This window comes from Maridesulfovibrio ferrireducens (assembly GCF_900101105.1).
Classification (GTDB): Bacteria; Desulfobacterota; Desulfovibrionia; order Desulfovibrionales; family Desulfovibrionaceae; genus Maridesulfovibrio; species Maridesulfovibrio ferrireducens.
Map to the genome: position 1 here is coordinate 1 of NZ_FNGA01000005.1, position 14714 is coordinate 14714.

The window sequence follows — 14714 nt, forward strand, 5'->3', positions numbered from 1 at the left end:
AATGACGGCAACAATGGTTACACCCGTGAAAACTTTATTTACACGGTCACAGATCCAGACGGCGCAGAAAGCAGTGCATATCTAAGCATGGATATCCGCGGCGAAAACGATAAACCGACAATCGATCTTGATGGCGATGCTCATCTTGAAATGACGTTTGTTAAAGAATCTGCATCATTTATCAATATATTCGGAGTCTATCAGGTTGACGCTGATGGTAACAACCCTTCTGACCCTCAAGTTTTTATAAACGATCAGAATGCGCTGACCACTGGTTCAGACCATGTCCTTGGAACTTTACCCGAAGGACATTCCTATCAGTATTTTCTGATTTCAGACGGAGGTAGAAACTACCCGGACCTTGCAGACAATGAACTTTCTTTCACTTTCGGTGACGATGGGAAAATGCTTCTTAATGTAAATGGAGTACCGTCAACTAAATCTGTTTATTTTTCCCAAACGGAAAACAATCCGGATACTCTTGATGGTCGCACTGAAACGTCAGGTAACGTCGCGAAAGATGGAACTCCGGCTCCCGGTCATTTCATTATTGAAAATGACGGAGACACAACCATCATCCGTATGGAAGATGTAAGAAACGGCGGAGATAAAGATTACTTAGACGTAGTCGTCCGCCTCAGCCCAGCCGAAGCATCAGACGGAACAGGATATCAGGCAACCTTTATTGAAGATGCAGGCCAAGTATATGTAGCGTCGGCAGGACTCACCATTGCCGACGTAGACAGCACAACAATGACCACGGCCGAAATTGTGCTGACCAACGCCATGGACGGAGATCTGTTGCGTGTAGGTAACCTACCGGAAAACATCACATCTTCCACAACAGAAGTTGACGGCAAGATTATAGTTACCCTGTCAGCGGCTGAAGGATATACAGCCTCCCCTGCTGACTTTGAAAACGCTATCCGCTCAGTATCATTTTATAATAACAGCGAAACTCCAGATACGGCTGACCGTATTATCACTGTCACTGTTAACGATGATCATAATGATATCAGCAACACTGCGACATCCACTATCTCGGTTATCGCCAGAAACGATGCTCCGGCACTGCTTAACATACACGACGACACTGCCTCTGAAGCCTACAACGACGACACTGTCGCCCCTTCCACAGGCAACCTGCTTGAACACGCCACTGATGCCGAAGACACGGACTACAGCGACGAAGGCAGCAGTACAACCCAGCTGAACATAGTTAATATTTCATTCACTGATGATGAAGACCACTCCCACAACCAGCAAGTTGCGAATGACGGCAGTGACTCAACTATCGAAGGAAAATACGGAACTCTTACCGTCAGTGCCGATGGAAGTTACTCTTACACCGCAGATAAACAAGCGACCGATGCTCTCTCAGATGACAGCGGCGCAACTGAAACTTTCAAATATACCGTTACCGACAGTGACGGAGCCCGCACAACCGCCAAGCTGACCTTCGACATTGAAGGGATAAACGATGCACCGGAAATAAAATTTTCCGCATTGGACGACTCCGCAGACCTAATCACAAACGGAAGTTTTGAGACCCTTAACAACGGGAACTCCATTCCGGATGAAGATTGGGGCAGAGGAACCGGTCCCGTCGGCTGGGAAATGGATGAGGGTAATCACTGGGAAGTTATGAGCGGAAACCGTCACGGCATCATCGGTGCTACTGACGGAGACAACGTCCTTGATATGGCTGTAGGCAAAGGCGAAGCTATGGTCATTTCACAAAACATAGAAGGACTTAGCACAGGGCAATATATTCTTGAACTGGATATGTTCGACAGAGGACAGAACTTAAAGCAACCGGACAGCGGTAACATAGACGTCCTCTGGAACAATGAAGTTATTGCAACTTTCAATCCCGGCTCCACCGAATTTGAAACGGGACGGGTTCTTATAAATATTCCCGAAGACACAACTTCAGGTAAACTTACTCTGGCATCCCATAATGCAGATGATTACGGAAACGTAATCGACAATATCCGCATGCACGCTGTAAGCGAACTTCCCTCTTCTGACGACCCTGCTGTAAACATAGCGGAAAATTCAAAGGCAGGCAGTTTTGTGGCAAGCGTTGCAGGAATAGATCCTGAAGGTGACGCTCTGACATACAGTATATCAGGAGATGATGCCTCCAATTTTGACATTGATCCTAATACTGGGGAAATCAGTTTATCTGACACAGCTGAAATCAACTATGAAGATGCGGATCATAACAAATTTGAAATCACGGTAACGGTCGATGATGGTAAAACAACTTCATCTGATGATTTGACCATCAACGTAACCAACGTAAACGAAGCGCCTACAGCAAGACATATAGATCTGGGCAGCATAAACGAAGATGCACAAAACGACGACGGCTCGGCAAGTTCCATTCACATAACTCAAGAGACCCTGCTTGCCGGATCAATTGATCCCGAAGGAGACACTCTCAGCATTGAAAATCTGTCTCTGGCGAAAGGCGAAGGTAATCTGGTTGCCAATGATGATGGAACATGGACTTTCACTCCGGCAGAAAACTGGAACGGAGATGTTGAGTTCAGCTATGATGTCAAAGATGCAGATTTCACGGCTACGCAAACAGCAGGCCTCACAGTTGCTGCTGTAAACGACGGCCCTGAACTTAGCTTTACCAGTTCAACTTACGCGGAAATAGATGCTTCCCATAACTTCATCCTCAACGGAAGCTTTGAGACCCTTAACAACGGTAACTCCATTCCGAATGAAGATTGGGGCAGAGGAACCGGACCATCTGAATGGGTCATGGATGAGGGTAACCACTGGGAAGTTATGAGCGGAAACCGTCACGGCATCATCGGTGCCACTGACGGAGACAACGTTCTTGATATGAGCGTCGGTGCCGGTGAAGCTATGGTCATTTCGCAAAATATTGAAGGACTTAGTGAAGGACAATATATTCTTGAACTGGATATGTTCGACAGAGGACAGAATTTAAAGCAACCGGACAGCGGTAATATAGACGTCCTCTGGAACAATGTAGTTATTGCAACTTTCAACCCCGATAATATTGATTTTGAAACCGCAAGTGTAATCCTCGACATTCCTGCCGGAACAACCGAGGGAACATTACAACTGGTATCCCATAATGCAGATGATTACGGAAACGTTATCGACAACATCCGCATGCACGCCATCACTGAAATTGAGACCGTCAACAGCAGCGATGACACAGCTATAACTATAGCGGAAACAGCCGGAACTGCAGATCATGCCAGCATTGTAGCCACAGCAATCGGTTCTGATATAGACAGCACCGATCTTACTTTCAGCATGAAAGATTCATCAAGCAAGCTCTCGATTAATGAAAATACCGGTGAAATATACATCAATGACGGAGAAACCCTCGAAAAGGGTAGCGATTACACATTAGATATCACTGTTACTGACGGCGACGGTGGCTCGACCACAAAAACTCTCAGCATCCATGTCAATGACGCGCCAACCATCGACCTGAGTCAGGCTTACGACATTGACGCAATAGATACCAGTGACTCATGGGGATACAATGCCCTTGGAACTTACTATCTGAATGAAGCTGGAGAGCCCGTTGCAACCAACGTTCTTTACGGCTACGCAGATGAACATGGTTCTGACAGCGAGCATGCTTTAAACGTGCATAAAACCGGAGACCTGCTTGAGCATGTCGAAAGCGGACAAACTCCGCACTTCTTCGTTCTCAACAGTGTAGGCACAGACGGTGACAGAACCGGCCCCGGATTCAACGAAAATTCTGAAATAACTTTCACTAAAGACGATACTGGTCAGTGGTGGGGAACAGGTGTCAACGACAACGGCGACGCCATGAGTTTCAAAGCCTACTTTGATGACGTAAGCCTCAACAATGACGGACAGGAAAGGTTCAAAGTTGACTCTACCGACGACGGAGAGACAAGAGTTTACGACTTTGAAGAATATAACGGTCACGCTAATGACGGCGATGATGTCAGCTTTTCTGTCCATAACACTGTCGACAATGATGATGGATACACAACAACATTCTCAGTGGATGGAGACTCCGTATCGGTTGCCGGTAACATCGCAATCGGCGATTCAGACTCCAGCCAGATGAGCGGAGCTGTTGTAACGCTGCAAGATGCTCAGTCCGGGGATGAGCTCTCAGTTGACACTCTGCCGGACGGAATAACTTATTCAATAAACACCGTAGATGGTAATATCGTCGTTACGTTAACAGGTAACGGCAGTACGGCAGATTACGAAAGCGCGATTAAAGCTATCAGCTTTGATAATGATTCAAGCGACATGAACACAGCTCCGCGCACGGTAACCGTACAAATAACCGATGCAGAAGGCTCAATATCCGAAGGAAGCAATGTCGCAACTTCGACTATCAATGTTGAGGCTGCAACCGATGCTCCGATCATTAACTATGATGTAACCGGACAGGAAGTTATCTTTAACTCCGATCAGGCCAGCTACCGGAATATGCTCGGAGTCTATACGCTTGATGAAAACGGGAATCCTTCCAATCCCAGAATCATCATGGATAACAGTCGCACGGAAATACATGGCAGCACGCTCGAAACTTTTGCTGCGGATGAGAACATCCGATTCTTCTTCATACCGAATATTGCCAACAAAGCGAATCTCATTACCAATGCTGCAGCGCTATCTTTTAAATACAACCACAAAGATATTCCTGAATTGTGTGTCACGGACGATAAAGGACATGATAAAATAGTCGACGTCAAATTTGCACACGAAGGATTCAATCCTGCAAACGAAGAGTCCGGCTACCTATTCGGTAATGACCAAGACGATTCACAGTACAATCACGGTACAAATATTGAACACATGGAATCAGTTCATGTGGATAACGGCGAATCTTTAAATATCAGAATGGACGACCAGTTCAACAATCATCATCAACATAGACCGGTTGGCGGAGATGATGATGACTTTACTGACATCGTTGTAACTGTGAACGGAACCGACAACGGAGTCTTTAACGGCGGAAGCGGTGACGACATTGCGTACGGCGGAAAAGGCGATGACCATCTCAGTGGTCATGCCGGAAACGATCAGTTAGTCGGCGGCATCGGAAACGATGTTCTCGATGGCGGCGCAGGGGCAGATAAACTGTTCGGCGGCGACGGCAACGACCACCTTTCCGGTGGAAGCGGCAACGATATCTTTATTGCCGGAACAGGTGACAATTATATAGTTACCGGAGAAGGCGCAGACAAAATACTCATCGATAAATCCTTTATCGGTGACGACAGCGCAAACCCGACGACCATAACCATCTCTGATTTCAGCGTTGATGACCTCGGCACTGGTATGGATAAGATATCCTTAGGTGATGGACTACACGCGGAATCAGCTAAATACGTCGGTCCATCAGGAAGCGATGCAGGGCACACAGAAATAATCTTCAGCGACGGCATTGATAGCAACGGAACAGAAGACATCGTTGTAAAACTTATGGGAATTGAGTTGACGGATATAGGTTATACTTCAAATGACCATATTCAGTCCGGAAACGACGCAATAGACCATCTCATTCAGAACATAATTGACCATCCAGAAACAAACAGCTAATATTCCTTAAATAAATCAGCTCATCTTCATATGAAGACGGGCTGATTTATTTGCTCAATTTGATATTAACTATTTTTTAAATTGTCATAACATTATTAATAGACACCAAAAGACACTTACTAAATGAAAAAAACTATCCTACTCATACTGATTTTAACTCTGTTCACGTTCAATATCGCCCATGCAGAAATCGACGGAACTGTTTCTTTAAAGGAAAGTGTCATTGAAGCGGTTAAACAACATCCTAAAATTAAATCCCTACTCTTCAATCGTCAGGCCGTAGACGAAACTCTCTCGGCTGCTCTGGGACGTTTTTTCCCTTCACTTGATGCATCATCAAGCGTGGGCCTGCAAAATTACGACAGTGCTGCCACCAGAACTTTAAACCGAAACACTGATTCTAACGGAGCTTCGGACAACTCACTGACATTAACCCAAAACATCTTTGATGGTATGGAACGCATAAGTCAGTATGACCGTGAAAAAGCTCGACTGGAGTCAGCAAAACAACGACTTTTCGATAATGTTGAAACAGTAGCCCTCGATGCTATCCGCACACACATCAATGTTCTGCGGGAACGCAAACTTATGAGTCTGGCTGAAAAAAACATTCAAGACCACCAAGATGTTTTAAGTAATATTTCAGAAAGGGTTACAGCCGGAGCAGGTAATAGAGCTGATGAAATGCAGGCAAAAGGACGTGTAGCAAGAGCGGAAATAACCCTTGTTACATACACCGGTGACTTGCAGACAGTTGAAGCTGAATACCTCCGGGTTGTCGGCAAAAGACCAAAAGCCCTTGCCCCTACGGAATATATGGAAAGTATGGCTCCAACCACTATGGACTCAGTCCTGAGCCAGACTTTGGAGAACAACCCTAAAATCAAAGTCGCTAAAGCTGAAATCTCAGTTGCCGAAGAAAGCAAAGGGGTTATTCAGGCCCGCATGTATCCTGACGTTAATCTCAAACTCAGCTCCCGTTACACAGATCAACTGGACGGATCAAAAACATATTTACAAGACAACCGCGCAATGGTCGGTATTTCCTGGAATCTTTTTAGCGGCGGTACTGATTACAAAGACGCCAAGGCCGCTGACTCACGTGTTAAAGAAGTAGAGGCTGACCTTCAGGATACCAGTGATGACCTCACTCGTCAGGTCGCAACAGCATGGAGCGAATTCCAGACCGCCTCACACCAGATAAGACTTCATGAAGAAGCTCTTCAGTACAGCATTGAATCTCGCGATATGTATCTTATGCAGTTTAATGTAGGACAGCGCAGCCTTCTTGATGTTCTTGACGCAATCAACGAAGTATTCAGTAACAGCGTTTTGCTTGAAACAGCCCGAAGCAATCAGATATTCAGTATTTACAAATTCCTTACACTTCAAGGCACACTTGTGAATACGCTGGAAGTTGCCACGGCCACATACGATACTATTCCTGAATAAGCAGAATAAAGAATAATTCAAAAGGGCGTGATCTTAGGATCACGCCCTTTTTTATTTGCAAGAAACAAGATGAACTTTTCTTATTTAATAAGCTCAAATTGCCAAAGGCTGAACATAAAAAAGCCAAACTCTATTCATAAAAAAGGCTGTGAAGTAAACTTCACAGCCTGAATGTAGTAACCAAAAACCGTCAACTTATTTTAGGGCGGTACACTTTCAACAATCTTTTTAGCTGGCAAGTAACTTTTCAATTTCAGGGGTAGAAACAACCTTACTCAAAACTTCGACAACTTCATGATCAAACTTCGAAGTATCAGAAACTAAAATATCAAGAGCTTGCTCCGTCGATTTTGCTGCGCGATAGACTCTAGGTCTTATCATGGCACAAAAGACGTTCGTAACAGCCAGAATACGGGCCAAGAAGACAATCTCTTCCCCTTTGAGCTGCTTTGGATAACCATGACCATCCAAATGCTCATTCATCTGATAAATTGCCTGAATAACGTCTTCGGCGATATCTATATCCTTAAGAATCTTATAAGCGTGTTCGACATGCTGTTCCATTATCAACTTTTCTTCTTCAGTCAGCTTTCCGGGCTTAACCAATATCTCTTTGGGCACAAAAACTTTACCAATCTGAGAAAGATTCGCCGCAGTCTCAAGCTGCAAAAGATCTGTTTCAGAAAGATTCATAATTCTCCCTATTGCCACGGAGATTCCGGATACAAGCTTTGTATGACCGCCAAGATGAGGATCTGCGGCCTCAATTGTATTGGCAAGAACCATTATAGCTCGTTGAACAAGTCGTTTATTATTTTCTTGAACAGCTACAAAATCCGTAATATCCCGAAAAACAGAAACAACTCCCAGACATGCGCCTGCAGCATTTCTATATGGAGATTTTGCAATATGAAACTGATAACGTTTTGAACGCAAAAAGACTGACTCAGTGAAAGTAATTTTACGATCAGATCCGCAAACAGCTTTATCAGGAGCTGTTAAACGTTTTGCCGTATCAAATCCGAAAATAGCTGCGTCATCCATTCCGATAAGATCTTCTTTCGAACGCCCGGTAGCCTCAGCAAAAGCATCATTAACGTAAGTGTACTTACCGGAAATATCCTTCAAGGTAATAAACTCATCCACAGCCGCGTTGATGCTGTCAATGAACCGCTTCTGACAGTCTATCTGTGAAGCTAGACATTCGAATTTTTTTGCCATGCGCTTGCTGTTGACACTGGCGAGAACCCACCAGACTAATCCGGCCATGAGAATAACTATGAGAATAGCGAAAATTGAAACGATATAAACTGAGCGGGTAAAAGCATCAATGGACTTTCTGGATATCTCATAATCATTTTGCTGAACAATCCACCAATCCAGAGAATCAACTTTGACACCTAAAGAATAAACTTTTCTTTTATAATTATCCAAACCATCCCGTTCACCAAAAGCAAGACCGGAATTTTCAAATTCCATGGAATTCGGAACTTCCGCAAATCCCTCAGAAGTCCAAGGCAAAACATTCAAATACCCTTCGCCCTTCTTCTGAACTAAACAGGTACGCTCCCCCTCTGCGGATAAAGCAGAGTTAGAGAGTAATTCTGTAATTTTGCCTGTTACCTGCTGTGTCATCATCAAAAGCCCAACGACTTTTGAAGCACTGCTATCAGCAAACATCGGCACAAAAACATCCATCTCAAGCCCCTGCGGGGTTTTTCTAAGTGGTGAATATTGAGCATTTTTATTAGTAACTGTGTCACTGGCAAGAGCCATCTGGGCCTCATCAAGAGGAGGAAGATATCCATCCGTAGCAATATAAGCCTGACCATCAGTGCTAAGTATTCTTGCAGTTACAAAGCCCGTATAAGTCGTAAACTCTCTGAGCATATTTTGCATCATAGGCAATTGCGCTGCCAGTTCTGCCTTATCTTCTGTAAGCTCACCATTCTCAAATGAACTCACACTGAAAATTGAAGATAAATCATCTTTGAAGACCTCAACTTCCGAGGCATACAACCTGAAAAGATCTGATTTGATCAGCCTGTCACCTTCTTTGCTAAGATGTTTCAGCCATGTTTCCATTGCTTCGGCTCGCCCTTCGCCGAGTAAAGCTAATCGTTTCTGCTGATTATCTAAAAAGTCTTCGTTGCGATCCGTAATACTTTGGTTCGCTACGAAACAAATCCCTATCGAGACAAGCAGCACCAAAAGAAGAACCACAACGATCTTGCTCGTCGGCTTATCTTCCTGAGGATGATACGTCTCATTGTGCATAATCGGGGATTGTTGTTCTGCCATGATTTAACTCCATCTGAATGGTTACTTTTTATTTATCGGTTTTTTATATGTAGTTTTCTTAGCAGGTGCCACATGGAACCATCTAAAGTTCTCATTCACAGAATACTGCGGCACGTAATGCTTGTACTTCGCGTGCGACAAAACGAGAACTGTCTGATTATCAAGAACATAAACATCATCACTCAAATAAACGACTAAAACGGCATGTCCTATCCCTCTGATGCTGTCCCGGACAGCGACAATACGCATTTTATCCTTGCTGAATCCCAGCTCTTTAAGAGCGTAATACTTGGCGATGGCGTAATCTTCACAATCACCGGATTTGCTCAAAAATTCTATAGGAGTCGCCCAGTAATCCGTCACACCGTAATTTTGCTTATCCAAACGGTAGGGCCACTGGTTAAAATATTTGTTCACAGCCCTCAGCCGGTCCATCTCCGGCTTGGAAGCAATCTGCTTCTTTAAAAGCTTCCAACCCGCCTTGGATGTTTGAGACGCTTTAGATTTAGAGCTGAAATATCCTTTCCATTGTTTCATACCGGCCAAAACTCTAGTCCATTTAGGTAGTTTCGATATCTTACCTTTGAACTCGACAGTTCCGAATATTTTTTGTTTAACAACTTTTTTTGAGCCTGCGAAACCACTTTCTTCAGTCCCGATTACAAAAAAGGCCACAAACAGAACACACAGAACAGTTGCTCTTACAGCGCGTATGCTTTGAAAGAACAACATAAAATATTAACGCTCTCGCAGCGCATTCTGCTTAGCTTTCAAAATAGGCTTTAACAAATAATCCAGAACTGATTTCTTGCCTGTCAGAACATCCACCTGCGCAGTCATACCCGGAATAATAGGAAGTTTTTCTCCGCGATAAAGCATCGCATTTTTCTTTGTTCTTACCTTAACCAGATAAAATTCTTCACCCTTTTCATTCTGGATTGTATCAGCACTGATACGCTCCACAATGCCCTCCAGTCCGCCATAAATAGAAAAATCATACGCTGTAATTTTAACCATCGCCCTCTGGTCGGGATGCAAAAAAGCAATATCCGCAGGACGGACCTCTGCCTCCACTAACAAGGTGTCATCAAGTGGCACTACTTCCATTATGGATTCACCTGAACGTATAACCCCTCCCAAAGTATTCACCATTATGCGTTTAATGATTCCTTTGACAGGTGAACGGACATCAGTTCGTGTAACTCGGTCACTACCGGTGGAAAGTGTTTCCGTAAGGGAGGTAAGTTCAAGACGTCGCTTGTTAATTTCCTGCAGCATTTCATAATTAAGATCAGCCTTAAATTTATCGACCCTTCCGCGAAACTCTTCTACAGCCTTCATCGCTCTGGGAAGTCCCATCGTCAGAGCTCCCACATCACCTTGTAATTCAAGAACCTTCTGCTCCAACGCAAGATAATCCATTTTGGAATGAATCTGCTTCTCCATTAAAGGCTTTGCGATATTCCGCTGCTCCAGTGCAACCTGAAGGTTCTTAAGAAGAAGTCTTTTACGATTTCTCATTTCGGATACTTCTTGAACCTTTTGATCGTATTGATCTTCTAACAGTTCAATTTCTATCTCATTTTTGCGCATCTGAGCATGATAAGTCATTAATTGTTCTTCTACCAGCTGTGGAGCAAAATCGATGACTTCCTTATCGAAAACAGGTTTCCTTCCCTCAACCTGAGCTTTGAGTCTCGCAATGGCTGCATGGTGCTCTATGGAATGAGCGTAAGCATCCCGATAAGAACTGGCTGCCTGCTCATTCTGCAAACGGCAAAGCACCTCCCCTTTCTCTACTTCCTGACCTTCATAAACAAAGATATCACTAAGTATTCCACCTTCAAGATTCTGAATTTCCTGAATTCTCTGAGAGGGAATAACGCGTCCAAATCCGCGGGTAACTTCATCTAAAACAGCATATTCAGCCCATACACCGAAAACAACAATAAACACCATTATGGTCAAATACATTATATAAGTGAACTTTCGCCCTTTGCCGTACAAAGCCTGATCCACTTCCGACACAAAGAGTAGTTCTTCACTGTCTAATTTGTTTTTACCGAACATAAAACAGCCTCATATAGATACCTTTATTTTTCCAGACCTTAAACCGTCCAGCACTGCCTTCTTAGGTCCGTCAACAGCAATTTTTCCTTTATCCATGATCACCAGCCTGTCCACGAGGTCGAGCATAGTATGTCGATGGGCAATAACTATAAGAGTCTTGTCCTTAACATAAGGGCGCAATTTGTCTTTAAGTCGAATCTCAGATTGATTATCCATGTTGCTGGAAGGCTCATCCATAATTAAAACTTCGGGATCAAGAAGTATAGTACGCGCTATGGAAACAGCTTGACGCTGTCCGCCCGAAAGTGACGAGCCTCGTTCACCGACTTTCATACCAAAACCGGCTGGATGGTCTTTTACAAAAGAAGTAACACCCGCAATATCTGCGGCATATCTGATAGATTGATCATCTGCTTCCGGTAATCCAAAAGCAATGTTATCCTTCAACGTTCCGTAGAAAAGCAGGCTGTCCTGAGCAACATACCCTACTCTCCTTCGCAAATCCGCAACATCCATTTGCCTTAAATCGATGTCCCCGAGCTTCACACTGCCTTCAACAGGCTGATAAAGTCCTAAACAAAGTTTACCTAAAGTCGTCTTACCAGCACCGATACAGCCGATTATTCCGACCTTTTCACCGGGTTTAATATGAAGATTAACATTATTGAGCACAGCTTTGTCCGTACCCGGATAGCTAAATGAAACATCCTTAAATGTGATCGAGGGATCACCTCCGGCATAATGAAAAGTTTCCTTATCATCAGGCCTCTCGCTAGGCAGCTTCATTAACATATCCAGTGCCCCCAAAGCCATGCGGGATTGCTGATATCTGGAAAGCAATCCTGCAACAGCGCTCAAAGGAGCCATAGCTCTGCCGGACAGTATGTTACACGCTATTAATCCACCCACCGTTAATTCACCTTTAGAAATCAGAACAACTCCAAGGATAATAATCGCGACACTGACCATTTGAGTAACAAGCACAGAAAACGTAATAGAAATATTAGCCATAACCTTTGCACTACTACTGGAATGGGCACTCATACCCACAACGTTTTCCCAGCGGGATTGCATACGTCCTTCAGCAAGACTGGTTTTAATAGTTTCAAGGCCGTGAACTATTTCAAACAAAAGCGCATTCTTCTGAGTGGATTCTTTATAGTGATTCTCAATTATATGCTGAAAAGGAATCTGAATAAGAATCCCCACAATAATTACAATCGGAACTGCCGCGATTACAGGGAAAACCAGCGGTCCGCCGATCAAATAAATTACCCAGATAAACAAAAGAAGGAACGGCATATCAATAAAGGCCACTAAAGTGCTGGAACTGAAAAATTCCCTTAACGACTCGAATTCACGTATATTATTTGCAACTGCTCCGGCTGATTCCGGCATATGGTCCAATCTGGCGGACATAAGATGCTGCATAAGCCGACTACCAATCAAAACATCAGCATTTCGTCCGGCAACATCAACAAAATAACTACGCAGATTTTTTAGCAAAAAATCAAAGAAATAAGCTATCCCGACACCAATAGCCAACGCCCACAAAGTATCCATAGCGTTATTAGGTATAACTCTATCGTAAACATTCATTGCGAACAAAGGAGCACAAATAGTTATGAGGTTAGTCATAACACTAGCGCCGATAACATGTTTATAAATGGGCCAAAAACTGAATATTGTTCCCCAGAACCAGCGTTTAGCTTTAACTAATTTAAACTCGCTTGCCCGCTTATCAAGCTTACTCGCCCGGTGAGTAAAAATGGCATAACCGGTATATTCGTCCTCAAGTTCAGTTAACGGAATCTCAGATTCATCCATCCCGTTACCCGGGATCATTACACGCGCTGTATCCTCTGTGGTATCAATCAGCACACAAGCATTACCACCCCGCATAAGCAATATACTGGGTAACACCAGCTTTGATATTGATCTTAATTTAGGACGGTGTACGGTCTTTGCTTTTATTCCGATATGTTCTGCGGCCCGGACGATAGAAGCCGCCGTAATGACCCCGCCCTGTTGCGGAATGCCAGCCTTCAAAGTTGCCGAAGAAACAGGCTTACCCATGAGTCTGCTTATGATAGAAAGACAAATCACTAAAGGAGGCTGGAAATCAATATCCTTGGGGGATAATCGTTCATCCGGCTTCAAAGGATTTTCATCAAGTAAAGGCTCACTTTCTTGATCTTGAGCCTGCATTTCTGGAGCCGCGGCAAAAGGCTGTTTCTTATCCGGCATATTGAAAACACTCACATATTCTTATTAGTTATACTCTGGAAGGAGAAATATTACTAAGCCTAACCTAGAGTTTTAATAAGTATTATATATGAACCCACATCATGTCATCCTTTTTGTCAGTTCCGATATTCTATACCTAGCAATGATTTCAGTTTTTAATGAATTGGCAGGTTAAAAAAAGTTAATCCCAGTTTACCTATAAGAGTTCTATCTAAAATCAGAATAACCAATCAATTATATTAAAAAAACACTCATTTCAAAGCATAAATTGATAATATATATTAATTGACACATCGTAATAATATAAATAAACGGATAATTAATATTTGAATTATTTATTAATTACTAAAAAGGAATTATTATGAAGTTAAATGCTATATTTACACTTATTGTAATGGGACTGTTAATAAACATCAGCGGATGCTCAGTATATATGGCCGCGAATCAACCGGACGGAAAAGAAATGTCCATGATAATTGAAGGACAACCAAGGTCTGTAATGCTCGGAGAATTCGGACAACCTATCAGTACTGTTAAACGGGCGGACGGCTCAGTTGAATATGATGTTTTTTCATTCGTTGATGGCTACTCAGGCGGCGCAAAAGCCGGGCGCGCATTATTTCATGGAGTTGCCGATCTTTTTACATGCGGATTGTGGGAAGTCGTCGCGACTCCAGTAGAAGCTGTAGCTGATGGAAGTAGGATGTCCTACAAAATATTATATAGCGAACAAGAAGAAGTAGTAACAATTATCCCTCTTTCAAAAGATGCACAAAAATATGAAAGAAGAAGGACAAATGGCTTAGCAGGTAATTCTCATACAACTAACACATCACATAAAAAAACAGCTGACTCAAAATATAGAGCCCCTAAATAATTATATTACGGCCATAGGCTAAAAATTAAAATATTCTTATTTCGACCAATAAATTTTAAGATCTTACGATTAATCATCGTAGGATCTTTTTTTTATGTCCTCATAATACCTTTAAATTATGACTAAAAAAAGATTTAAATCACATCAATTACACAATTATAAAAATCGTAAA

At 43.1% G+C, this 14714-nt stretch carries 7 protein-coding genes; 3 read left to right on the plus strand and 4 right to left on the minus strand.

Annotation, left to right across the window (positions count from 1 at the left end; genetic code table 11):
* A partial coding sequence (locus BLT41_RS17510; protein WP_170830385.1) for a tandem-95 repeat protein occupies positions 1–5595 on the plus strand: 5595 nt, incomplete at its 5' end.
* A gap of 123 nt (positions 5596–5718) precedes the next feature.
* Positions 5719–7047 (plus strand): TolC family outer membrane protein, encoded by a 1329-nt coding sequence (locus tag BLT41_RS14665; RefSeq protein ID WP_092162490.1) that lies wholly within the window; start codon positions 5719–5721, stop codon positions 7045–7047.
* Between the two features lie 228 nt (positions 7048–7275).
* Here BLT41_RS14665 and BLT41_RS14670 read toward each other — a convergent pair whose 3' ends face one another.
* Genes BLT41_RS14670 through BLT41_RS14685 form a run of 4 tightly spaced genes read right to left on the minus strand, consistent with a single transcriptional unit; the run spans position 7276 to position 13665 of the window.
* Complete coding sequence (locus BLT41_RS14670) at positions 7276–9348, minus strand: HD domain-containing phosphohydrolase (protein ID WP_244512296.1); 2073 nt, start codon at positions 9346–9348, stop codon at positions 7276–7278.
* A 21-nt stretch (positions 9349–9369) separates the two neighbouring features.
* On the minus strand, positions 9370–10080 hold the full coding sequence (locus BLT41_RS14675; RefSeq protein WP_092162492.1) for a transglutaminase-like cysteine peptidase: 711 nt from the start codon (positions 10078–10080) through the stop codon (positions 9370–9372).
* A 6-nt stretch (positions 10081–10086) separates the two neighbouring features.
* A complete protein-coding gene (locus tag BLT41_RS14680) occupies positions 10087–11418 on the minus strand; it encodes an HlyD family type I secretion periplasmic adaptor subunit (protein ID WP_092162494.1) in 1332 nt (443 codons plus the stop codon).
* Between the two features lie 9 nt (positions 11419–11427).
* Complete coding sequence (locus BLT41_RS14685; protein ID WP_244512297.1) at positions 11428–13665, minus strand: type I secretion system permease/ATPase; 2238 nt, start codon at positions 13663–13665, stop codon at positions 11428–11430.
* Positions 13666–14026: 361 nt separating this feature from the next.
* On the opposite strand from BLT41_RS14685, the gene BLT41_RS14690 reads away from it, so the two are divergent.
* On the plus strand, positions 14027–14542 hold the full coding sequence (locus BLT41_RS14690; RefSeq protein WP_211477666.1) for a hypothetical protein: 516 nt from the start codon (positions 14027–14029) through the stop codon (positions 14540–14542).
* Positions 14543–14714: the final 172 nt, after the last annotated feature.